Raw genomic sequence first — 7,372 nt, 5'->3', positions numbered from 1 at the left:
CCGGAGCGCGTCCCGGCCGGGCTGCGCACCACCGCCGGGTACATCTGGCGGCTGGGGCTGCTCGGGGTGGCCGCGTACCTGGTCGTCGAGGTGCTCGGCGAGCTGGAGATGCCGGTGATAGCGCTGTTCGTGGCGCTGGTGATCACCTCGGTGCTGCGCCCGCTGGTCGACCTGCTCGCCCGGGTGCTACCCCGCTCGCTCGCCGTGCTGGTGGCCTTCATGTGCGCGATCGCGCTGGTCGGCGGAGTCCTGGCGCTGGTGGGGACGAACGTCGCCGACCAGTGGAACCAGATCGGCGACGAGCTGCGCGGCGGTCTCGGCCGGATCGACCACTGGCTCACCGGCGCCCCCTTCCATCTGCGGTCCGGCACCGTCACGGACCTGCGGACGAAGATCGGCGCGTTTGTCTCGGCCCACCGCTCGGCGCTGCTGACCACCGCGCTCAGCGGCGCGAGCCGGGCCGTCGAGCTGGTCACCGGGCTGGCCCTCGCGGTGTTCTGCTCGGTGTTCTTCCTGCACTCCGGCGACCGGATGTGGGCCTGGGCGCAGCGCCAGCTCCCGGCCCGGGCCCGCCCCGCCTGGAGCCGGGCCGGACAGGCCGCCTGGCAGACCTTCGCCGGCTACACCCGCGGGGTGCTGATCGTGGCGGCGGTCAACGCGGTGCTGGTCGGCATCGCCTTGGCCGTCCTGCGGGTGCCGCTGGTGCTGCCGCTGATGGTGCTGGAGTTCGTGGCTGCGCTGGTGCCCCTGGTCGGCTCCCCGATCGCCCTGGCGGTGGCCGCGCTGGTGGCGCTGGCCGCGCGCGGGCCGGTGGTCGCGCTGCTGGTGCTGGCCCTGATCGTGGTGATCGGCCAGATCGAGGGCCATCTGCTGCATCCGCTGGTGCTGAGCTGGTCGGTGCGCATCCACCCGGTGGCGGTGGCCCTGTCGGTGATCGGCGGCGCGGTGCTGGCCGGGGTGCTGGGCGCGGTGGTCGCGGTGCCGGTGGTGTCGGTGGCCTGGGCGGTGCTCACCGAGCTGCGGGACCACCGTGCGCGGGGGCGTCCGCCATCAGGGCGCGATGCCCCGGCGGTGGGCGAGCACCCGCGCCGGTCCCCGCGCGACCGCTGACGTCCGTCCCGGCCCCTCCCACCACCCGGCTGCCGCTGGGGCTGCCCCCTGACGTCCCCGGCGGCTCGCGCCCTAGGCTGGCCGCAACGTCACGGCACGGGACGATCGCACGGGGAAGGGGACGCCGATGTGGGCGGACGGGCTGGTGGAGATCACTTCGGAGGACGAGCTGCGGGAGATACTCGGGGCGCCGACCCCGCGGGACGCGGGCAAGGTACGGACGTCGCTGCACGAGCACGACCGCGCGTGGCTGGCGGCCTCGCCGTTCTGCGTGGTCTCCACGGCCGCGGCCGACGGCAGGTGCGACGCCTCGCCGAAGGGCGATCCGGCCGGCTTCACCCTGGTCCTGGACGACACCACGATCGTGGTGCCGGAGCGCCCCGGCAACCGGCGTACGGACGGCTTCCGGAACGTCCTGGGCAACCCCCACGTCGGCCTGCTGTACGTGGTCCCCGGCCGCGGCGACACCCTGCGGATCAACGGCCGGGCCCGCCTCGTGCGCGACGCGCCGTTCTTCGACCGGCTGGTGGTCAACGGGCACCGGCCCCCGGTGGCGCTCCTGGTCGAGATCGAGGAGGTGTTCTACCACTGCTCCAAGTCCTTCCTGCGCTCCGCGCTCTGGAAGCCCGAGTCCTGGGACCCGCAGGCGGCCCCGTCCCGGGCGCGCATCGCCAGGAGCCTGGAGCGGCCGGACGAGGCCCTGGCGGACCTGGAGCAGTACTACGGCCCGCAGTACGGCGCCCGGCTCTACGGCTGAGCCGAGGGGGGTGCCGGGGCGGCCCCGCGAGGTCCGGGTGACACTGGTCGAGGGGCCCGGAGGCGCGGCCGCCCCGCTCTGCCCCCGCCCCGCCGTTCGCCCCGCCCGAGGAGACCCGCCATGGCCGACCACTCCCCCGCCCACCTGCTCGCCGCCATCGAACTCGGCGCCTCCGCCCGGGCCCACGGCAACCACCCCTTCGGCGCGCTGCTCACCGGCCCGGACGGGGACGTCCTGCTGACCGCCGAGAACACCGTGCTGACCGACCACGACGTCACCGCCCACGCGGAGCTCAACCTGGTCCGCGAGGCCTCCCGCACCCTGGCCCCGCACCAACTCGCCGAGGCCACCCTCTACTCCAGCACCGAGCCGTGCGCGATGTGCGCCGGGGCGATCTACTGGAGCGGCATCCGTCGGGTCGTCTACGCCCTCGCCGCGCCCGAGCTGAACGCCATCGCGGGCGCGGACCCGGACGAGCCGGTCCTCGACCTGCCCTGCCGCGCGGTCTTCGCGGCCGGCGGCAGCACGGTGGAGGTGGCGGGCCCGTTCCTCTTCGAGGAGGCCTCCGCCGTCCACGTCGGCTACTGGGGGTAGCCGACCGCGCCGGTTGCTCCGGTGGGGTGCTCCGCGCTCGCTCGGGAGCAGTATCGGGAGGCCCTGCCCGGCCGGTCCGGGCGTTTCGCACTAGGTTGCCCGCTATGGACGGAAACCAGGGCCACGACCGGCGGGTACCCGCGAACCCGCCCGCGCCCGCCGAGCACGCCGTACGGGCCGTCGACGGGCGGCTCCCGCTGACGGAGGCGGGTCGGCTGCTGCTCCGCAAGGCGTTCCCCGACCACTGGTCGTTCCTGCTGAGCGAACTGGCCCTGTACAGCTTCGTCTTCCTGCTGCTGACCGGGGTGTTCCTCACCTTCTTCTTCACCCCGAGCATGGGCGACATCGACTACCAGGGCCCGTACCTGCCGCTGCGCGGGGTGCGGATGTCCGAGGCCTACGCCTCGACCCTGCGGATCAGCTTCGAGGTGCGCGGCGGCCTGCTGGTCCGTCAGATCCACCACTGGGCGGCCCTGCTGTTCGTCGCCTCGATCTGCGCGCACCTGCTGCGGGTGTTCTTCACCGGCGCGTTCCGCCGCCCGCGCGAGCTGAACTGGGTGATCGGGGTGACGCTGCTGACCCTCGCCCTGCTGGAGGGGTTCTCCGGCTACTCGCTGCCGGACGACACGCTGTCCGGCACCGGGCTCAGGATCGCCGAGGGCGTGCTGCTCTCGGTGCCGCTGGTCGGCACCTACCTGAGCTTCTTCGCCTTCGGCGGCGAGTTCCCCGGGCACGCGGTCATCCCGCGGCTGTTCACCGTGCACGTCCTCCTGGTGCCCGGTCTGCTGCTGGCGCTGATCGGGGCGCACCTGACCCTGGTGGTGGTGCTCAAGCACACCCAGTGGGCGGCGCCGGGCCGGACCAACCGGAACGTGGTGGGGCTCCCCTTCTTCCCCCAGTTCCTGACCCGCACCACCGGCCTGGCCTTCACCGTCGGCGGCATCCTGACGCTGTCCGCGCTGGCCGCGGAGATCAACCCGATCTGGCGCTACAGCGCGTACCGGCCGGACATCGCCGGGGCGGGCGCCCAGCCCGACTGGTACATCGGCTTCATCGAGGGGGCGCTGCGGCTGATGCCGGCCGTCGAGACCGGGGTGCTCGGGCACACCATCGCGTGGAACGCCTTCCTGCCCGCCCTGGTGGTGCCCGGCCTGCTGTTCGGGGTGCTGTACGCCTACCCCTTCGTGGAGCGCTGGCTCACCCCCGGTGGCGGCGAGCACCACCTGTGCGACCGGCCGCGCAACAAGCCGATCCGTACGGCGCTCGGGGTCGCCGGGGTCACCGGCTACACGGTGCTGCTGGTCGCCGGCGGCAACGACGTGATCGCGTACGTCTTCGGCGTCTCCGTCAACTCCCTGACCTGGGTGCTGCGGGCGGCGTTCTTCCTGGCGCCGGCGCTGGCGTTCCTGCTCACCCGCTGGCTCTGCCTCGCCCTCCAGGACAGGGACCGCTCCCGGCTGCTGGAGGGCGACGCGACCGGCCGGATCGACCAGTCGATCGAGGGCGGCTTCGACGGGCACCGCAGGCCGGTGCCGGCGGCCGAGCGGTACGCGATGCTGGTGCGCGACGCCCCGCGGCCGGCCGAGCCGCTGCCCGGGGCGCCGCGCACCGAACGGGCCCGGGCGGCACTCGGCTCCTGGTACCACGGCGACCGGGTCGACCTGCCCGCCACCGAGCAGGAGGCCCGCGCCGTCGCGGCCGTCCTCACCGACCCGGTGCACCCCGCGCGGCCGACGGCCCAGCGGCCCGCGCTCCCGGAGGGACGCGGGCCGTTGGGCCGGCTGTTCCACAGGTTCAGGCCCCGCCGTCGCCGCGGTCGTGGTACTGGAAGATGAAGCCGAACACGGCGAAGCCGAGCAGCACCGCCCCGCAGACGATCAGCCAGCGGGCGAACACCAGGCCCAGCGCGAAGACCGCCAGGCCCGCCGCCGTGAGCACCGGGTAGCCGCTGCGGGCCGGGAAGAAGCCCACCGGCCCGGCGGACTCCACGATCTCGGCGTCCTTGCGGTCCTGGGGCCGCCCGCCGCCGCGCCGCTGGTGCTGGACGAACCAGAACAGCGCGACCAGCCCCGACATCAGGAACGCCACCGTCAGGATCGCCTTGCCGGCCGGCTCCCGCGCCCAGAACCCGTAGACCAGCCCGGTCACCGCGAAGAACACCGTCATGACGGCGAACAGCCACCCCTCGGCCTTCATCGCGCCTCCCCCCGTCCGCTCCGGCCGCCCTGCGGCTGCCCGGAGCCGCTCGACGAGCCGTCCGGCGGCACCTCCGGGTGGTGCAGGTCGAAGGCCGGCGACTCGGAGCGGATCCGGGGCAGCACCAGGAAGTTGTGGTGCGGTGGCGGACTGGAGGTGGCCCATTCGAGGGAGCGGCCCCAGCCCCACGGATCGTCCTGCTCGACCCGGGTGCCGTGCCGGGTGGTGGTCCAGACGTTGTAGAAGAACGGCAGGTTGGAGACCCCGAGCAGGAAGGCCCCGACCGAGGCGACCACGTTGAGCGTGGTGAAACCGTCCACCGCCAGGTACGTCGCGTAGCGGCGGGGCATGCCCTGGGCGCCCAGCCAGTGCATCACCAGGAAGGTGGTCTGGAACCCGATGAACAGGATCCAGAAGTGCACCTTGCCGATCCGCTCGTCGAGCATCTTCCCGGTGATCTTCGGCCACCAGAAGTAGAAGCCCGCGAAGGTCGCGAACACCACCGTCCCGAACAGGACGTAGTGGAGGTGGGCCACCACGAAGTAGCTGTCGGTGACGTGGAAGTCGATCGGCGGCGCGGCCAGCAGCACCCCGCTCAGGCCGCCGAACAGGAAGGTCACCAGGAAGCCGACCGACCACAGCATCGGGGTCTCGAAGGACAGCGAGCCGTGCCACATCGTGCCGATCCAGTTGAAGAACTTCACCCCGGTGGGCACCGCGATCAGGAAGGACATCATCGAGAAGAACGGCAGCAGCACCTGCCCGGTGGCGAACATGTGGTGCGCCCACACCGACATCGACAGCGAGGTGATGGCGATGGTCGCGCCGATCATCCCGTAGTAGCCGAACAGCGGCTTGCGGCTGAACACCGGGATGATCTCGCTGACGATGCCGAAGAACGGCACCGCGACGATGTACACCTCCGGGTGGCCGAAGAACCAGAACAGGTGCTGCCACAGCATCGCCCCGCCGTTGGCCGGGTCGAAGACGTGGGCGCCGAACTTGCGGTCCGCCTCCAGCAGCAGCAGGGCCGCGGTGAGCACCGGGAAGGCCAGCAGCACCATGATCGAGGTGAACAGCACGTTCCAGGTGAAGATCGGCATCCGGAACAGCGTCATGCCCGGCGCCCGCAGGCAGGTGATGGTGGTGATGAAGTTGACCGAACCCAGAATCGTCCCGAGACCGGCCACCACCAGGCCAAGGGCCCACAGGTCCGGCCCCGTTCCCGGCGAGTGCTCCGGCCCGTTCAGCGGCGCGTAGGCGAACCAGCCGAAGGCGGGGGCGCCGCCCGCGGTGAGGAAGCCGCTCAGCACCATCAGGCCGCCCAGCAGGAAGGCCCAGTAGGTGAAGGCGTTCAGCCGGGGGAAGGCCACGTCGGGCGCGCCGATCTGCAGCGGCATGATCGCGTTGGCGAAGCCGGCGAAGGTCGGGGTGGCGAACAGCAGCAGCATGATCGTGCCGTGCATGGTGAACATCTGGTTGTAGCGCTCGTTCGACAGGAACCCGGTGTCGGGGCCCAGCAGCTGCGTCCGCATCAGCAGCGCCATCAGACCCCCGACCAGGAAGAACCCGAAGGCCGTCGCCAGGTAGAGGTTGCCGATCACCTTGTGGTCCGTGGTGAACAGCCAGTGCAGCAGCCTGCTGCCCCGCCGCACCCGCAGCCGGACGCGCGGCGGCGCGCCGGTGCCGACGGTGGAGTCGACGGTGGTGTCGGACGCACTCATGGAACCTCCGCAGCGGAACCGGATGACACCCCCCGGCAGCGCCTCGGACCCCGTCCTCCCCGGACTGGTCGGCCCCGCGCACCGGGAGCGACCCTAGCGGCGGCGGATCGGTGCCCCGGGGCGCCACGCGGCACCGGCGGGCGCGCGCCGCCCCCGCTGCGCCGTCGGTGTGCGGATCCACCCGGTCCGGGCACACGCTGGTGTGGGCGGACCCACCAGTGTGGGCGGACCCGCCACCAGCACACCGAGCCGGGAGGAACCCGTCATGGCCGCACAGATCACCTACCGGCGGATCTACGAGGACGCCTCGCCCCGGGACGGGCAGCGGGTGCTGGTGGACCGCGTCTGGCCGCGCGGGATGAAGAAGGAGGACGCGCACCTGGACGAATGGCTGCGCGACGTCGCCCCGTCGACCGGACTGCGCCAGTGGTACGGCCACGACCCGGAGCGCTTCACCGAGTTCCGCCGCCGCTACCTCGCCGAGCTGCGCGACACCGAGCACCGGGAGGCCGCCGGGCACCTGCGCGAGCTGGCCGCCCACGACCCGCTCACCCTGCTGACCGCCACCAGGGACGCCGACCACAGCCAGGCGGCCGTGCTCGCCGACTGGCTGGCGAAGAGGCAGCACTGAACGGCGGGATCCGGCGATGGCGGCCGGGGCCATGACGACCACAACGATGACGGCCGGGGCGATGACGGCCAGGACACGGACAGGTGGCACGACATGACGGCGATCGTCGTCCTGTTCGAACTCGAACAGGACGAAGCCCTCGGACCCGACGGCGTGGAGCCGGTGGTGCTCGCGGTGCACGCGGCGGGCGGCGACCCGGACGTGCCCGAGGACCCGCTCCCCCGCACCCTGTGCGGCCTCGACACCGACCCGATGGAGCACTCCCACTACCGGCCGGCCCGCCCGGGCGAGCCCTGGTACCCGCCCGCCCTGGCCGACCGGCGCTGCGCCGCCTGCGAGGCCGCCCTGCGGGCCCGCTGA

General features: G+C 72.8%; 8 protein-coding genes. 6 read left to right on the top strand and 2 right to left on the bottom strand.

The genetic code is table 11. The annotated features are described in order from the left end of the window. From BG452_RS26110 to BG452_RS26095, 4 genes are all read left to right on the top strand, one after another. On the top strand, positions 1 to 1,110 hold a 1,110-nt coding region (locus BG452_RS26110; RefSeq protein WP_188306797.1), incomplete at its 5' end, for an AI-2E family transporter. 127 nt (positions 1,111 to 1,237) lie between these two features. Beyond that, positions 1,238 to 1,867 carry a pyridoxamine 5'-phosphate oxidase family protein gene (locus tag BG452_RS26105; RefSeq protein ID WP_188306796.1) on the top strand — a complete coding sequence of 210 codons (630 nt, stop codon included), beginning with the start codon at positions 1,238 to 1,240 and terminating at the stop codon, positions 1,865 to 1,867. Positions 1,868 to 1,987: 120 nt separating this feature from the next. After that, positions 1,988 to 2,461 carry a nucleoside deaminase gene (locus BG452_RS26100; RefSeq protein WP_188306795.1) on the top strand — a complete coding sequence of 158 codons (474 nt, stop codon included), beginning with the start codon at positions 1,988 to 1,990 and terminating at the stop codon, positions 2,459 to 2,461. Between the two features lie 104 nt (positions 2,462 to 2,565). Further along, a complete protein-coding gene (locus BG452_RS26095; RefSeq protein WP_188306794.1) occupies positions 2,566 to 4,296 on the top strand; it encodes a cytochrome b in 1,731 nt (576 codons plus the stop codon). Here the strand turns inward: BG452_RS26095 and BG452_RS26090 are convergent. Together BG452_RS26090 and ctaD are read right to left on the bottom strand one after the other, a co-directional pair. Beyond that, on the bottom strand, positions 4,256 to 4,657 hold the full coding sequence (locus tag BG452_RS26090; RefSeq protein ID WP_188306793.1) for a cytochrome c oxidase subunit 4: 402 nt from the start codon (positions 4,655 to 4,657) through the stop codon (positions 4,256 to 4,258). The genes BG452_RS26095 and BG452_RS26090 overlap by 41 nt on opposite strands. Next, positions 4,654 to 6,381, bottom strand: a complete 1,728-nt coding sequence (ctaD, locus tag BG452_RS26085) for a cytochrome c oxidase subunit I (RefSeq protein WP_188306792.1) — start codon at positions 6,379 to 6,381, stop codon at positions 4,654 to 4,656. The genes BG452_RS26090 and ctaD overlap by 4 nt, the downstream gene beginning before the upstream one ends. Before the next feature lie 265 nt (positions 6,382 to 6,646). Between ctaD and BG452_RS26080 the strand changes: the two genes are divergently transcribed. Continuing rightward, a complete protein-coding gene (locus BG452_RS26080; protein ID WP_188306791.1) occupies positions 6,647 to 7,012 on the top strand; it encodes a DUF488 domain-containing protein in 366 nt (121 codons plus the stop codon). Positions 7,013 to 7,105: 93 nt separating this feature from the next. Beyond that, positions 7,106 to 7,372: a hypothetical protein gene (locus tag BG452_RS26075; protein ID WP_188306790.1), complete on the top strand. Its 267-nt coding sequence runs from the start codon at positions 7,106 to 7,108 to the stop codon at positions 7,370 to 7,372.

It is taken from the genome of Streptomyces sp. CBMA123 (genome assembly GCF_014596465.1).
GTDB lineage: Bacteria > Actinomycetota > Actinomycetes > Streptomycetales > Streptomycetaceae > Kitasatospora.
Note: the sequence above shows the minus strand (reverse complement) of the source record. Positions and strands in the feature narration are given on the sequence as shown.

Bases quoted from the DNA above. Each gene is read 5' to 3' on its own strand.
- BG452_RS26105 (WP_188306796.1), top strand. From the start codon at position 1,238: ATGTGGGCGGACGGGCTGGTGGAGATCACTTCGGAGGACGAGCTGCGG.
- BG452_RS26100 (WP_188306795.1), top strand. From the start codon at position 1,988: ATGGCCGACCACTCCCCCGCCCACCTGCTCGCCGCCATCGAACTCGGC.
- BG452_RS26095 (WP_188306794.1), top strand. From the start codon at position 2,566: ATGGACGGAAACCAGGGCCACGACCGGCGGGTACCCGCGAACCCGCCC.
- BG452_RS26090 (WP_188306793.1), bottom strand. From the start codon at position 4,657: ATGAAGGCCGAGGGGTGGCTGTTCGCCGTCATGACGGTGTTCTTCGCG.
- ctaD (WP_188306792.1), bottom strand. From the start codon at position 6,381: ATGAGTGCGTCCGACACCACCGTCGACTCCACCGTCGGCACCGGCGCG.
- BG452_RS26080 (WP_188306791.1), top strand. From the start codon at position 6,647: ATGGCCGCACAGATCACCTACCGGCGGATCTACGAGGACGCCTCGCCC.
- BG452_RS26075 (WP_188306790.1), top strand. From the start codon at position 7,106: ATGACGGCGATCGTCGTCCTGTTCGAACTCGAACAGGACGAAGCCCTC.